The following is a 2089-nucleotide window of genomic DNA, read 5'->3' as shown; positions in this document are numbered from 1 at the left end:
TTCATATGAATGGTCGGATCTACGATGTAGATACTGGGCGGTTTATGCAAACAGACCCGTTTGTTCAGGCGCCTTCGAATCTTCAGAATTACAATGCTTATTCTTATGTTCTAAATAATCCACTGAGTTATACGGATCCGAGTGGGTATTTGTTTAAGAAGTTGTTTAAAGCAATAGCGGATGTGCCGCTTCTGAATATAGCCGTGCAAGCAGTCATGGCCTTTTATTGCCAGGTATGTTTAGTTGCATATAATGCATTATCTACGTACGCGGTCACCGGTAGTCTGAAAGCGGGTGTTATTGCAGGTTTGTCTTCGGCAGCCATGCCCGGAGGTGGTAGTGTAGGTAACGTAATTGGCAGCGCAGCAATAGGTGGCGTTGCAGCAAAACTTCAAGGAGGTAACTTTAGCAAGGGCTTCTTTGCCGCTGGTTTAGGTGCGGCAACGGGCGGCATTGGTAGAGGCGTTAAGAATCCAATAGGGCAAATCTTGATTGGTGCTGCTGTAGGCGGAACAGTTTCAAAATTAACTGGCGGCAAGTTTGCTAATGGTGCTTATAGTGCGGCTTTTTCTACTGCTATCGTTACAGCTGCTGGAAATAGTAGTAATACTACTACGAGTGTACAATGTAATGGGGGAGATTGCTCTACCCAGGTTGACACGGGACAACTCGCAGATATTGATCCAGAGTTAGCTGCGTTATGGGCAGATGATCTGAGGTCTCAAGGGGAAAGTAACTTTGATGTATTAAACGCTTTGGATAAGCACTCATCCAAAGGCATATCTTTCTCTACTTTTGATATTCAACTTCTAGGTGTGAGAAAAAACTATCAAGCTTCTCAAACGGAGCTCGCGGACCAGTTTTACAATTTGGGTGTTGTCGGTGTGACGGGTTACACTGGTGTTGGGTTAGTCACAGGTGCTGCGGCTAGGTTGGGTTTTCTTTCTACAACTAAAAAATCGGCTATTTTCGGACTCACAGGTGAAACATTGTCGTTGTTGAATGGAATAGGAAAAGCTCCCGTGATTCGTGATTTAGCACCGGTTGCGGTTCAAAATGCAAGGGCTGTAAAGCCATTTATGCCAAAAGTACGAGCAACACCATCTGGAAAGGCATATTTTAAAGTAAAAAATGGGAAATACGTCCTTGATTAGAGAAAACTATTTTAATTCGAGAGCTTCTGTACATTGCGTTGCAGTGGCTTTTATTTACCTAGCTTTAGATATTAAATTTTTGCTCTATGGAGAGAGTAAAGATCTGAACTTTGAATTTTTGTTCAACGTTAAAGTGTTTGTGTGCTTCCTATATTTGCTTTGCTCTAATAAGGCTGCTGGATACTTTGAACATGAAGGTAGTCCATCTCTAGACTTTACGTTACATATGACAGCTTTTTTATTTATGCTTTGGTTAATGGTCATTCCTGGTGTTATTGGTGTAGCTTTGTCAAAGTACTTTGGTGTTGTTTTAATAGTATTAATGGTTGGTTCACTACCGATCTTGTTTGAGGTTATAAAATGTCACGAGTTTCAAGGTTTTAGAATTAGTTTGAAGTGCGTGGAATTGTTCATTACAGTTTCTTATCTTGTTAGTGTTGTAGCAATTTTAATGTACCTAATAAATGGTGATTGGTCATGGGGAGTTAGACCTATACATACACTTATTAGAATAAGTTTTTGAAGAAATAAAAAACACCCAATCCAAAGCCCCAGCAAGTGCTGGGGCTTTTCTATTTCTGGTCGCTTTTCACCGATTTTTTGGTCAAGCCTATTTGACCTTGGTGGTCGCATCTATCGACTTTCTGGTCCTTGTGGAGTGCTATATACAAGTGTATATAGCGGTGTATGTGACCAGCGGTGTCACTTTACTGTTGCCACGAAGTCGATTAGGCGCGACCACGTTGGTCAATCAAATTTAACCAAAACGGGTTGGTCAGTTGTGAGGAAGTGATAATTTGGGGTACAACTGACGGTTTGGAAAAAGTTGTAAGTATTCTGCCAAGTCAGTTTTAAATCTATGACTTAAAGGAAGTGGTTCTCTGTATGATTTATGTCTGATCTGGTTCAACTTTTTTGTTAGCCAATATAATCCT

Annotated in this window: 2 protein-coding genes; both read left to right on the top strand. The window is 40.9% G+C overall.

Annotated features, from left to right (window positions below):
- Positions 1-1154 (top strand): RHS repeat-associated core domain-containing protein (locus N475_RS02640; RefSeq protein WP_282955585.1); only part of this gene is annotated, 1154 nt, incomplete at its 5' end.
- A complete protein-coding gene (locus N475_RS02635) occupies positions 1147-1677 on the top strand; it encodes a hypothetical protein (RefSeq protein ID WP_063364642.1) in 531 nt (176 codons plus the stop codon). The genes N475_RS02640 and N475_RS02635, both read left to right, overlap by 8 nt.
- Positions 1678-2089 lie beyond the last annotated feature (412 nt).

Source organism: Pseudoalteromonas luteoviolacea DSM 6061, from assembly GCF_001625655.1.
GTDB classification, from domain to species: domain Bacteria; phylum Pseudomonadota; class Gammaproteobacteria; order Enterobacterales; family Alteromonadaceae; genus Pseudoalteromonas; species Pseudoalteromonas luteoviolacea.
This window is presented reverse-complemented; position numbering and strand designations above follow the sequence as displayed.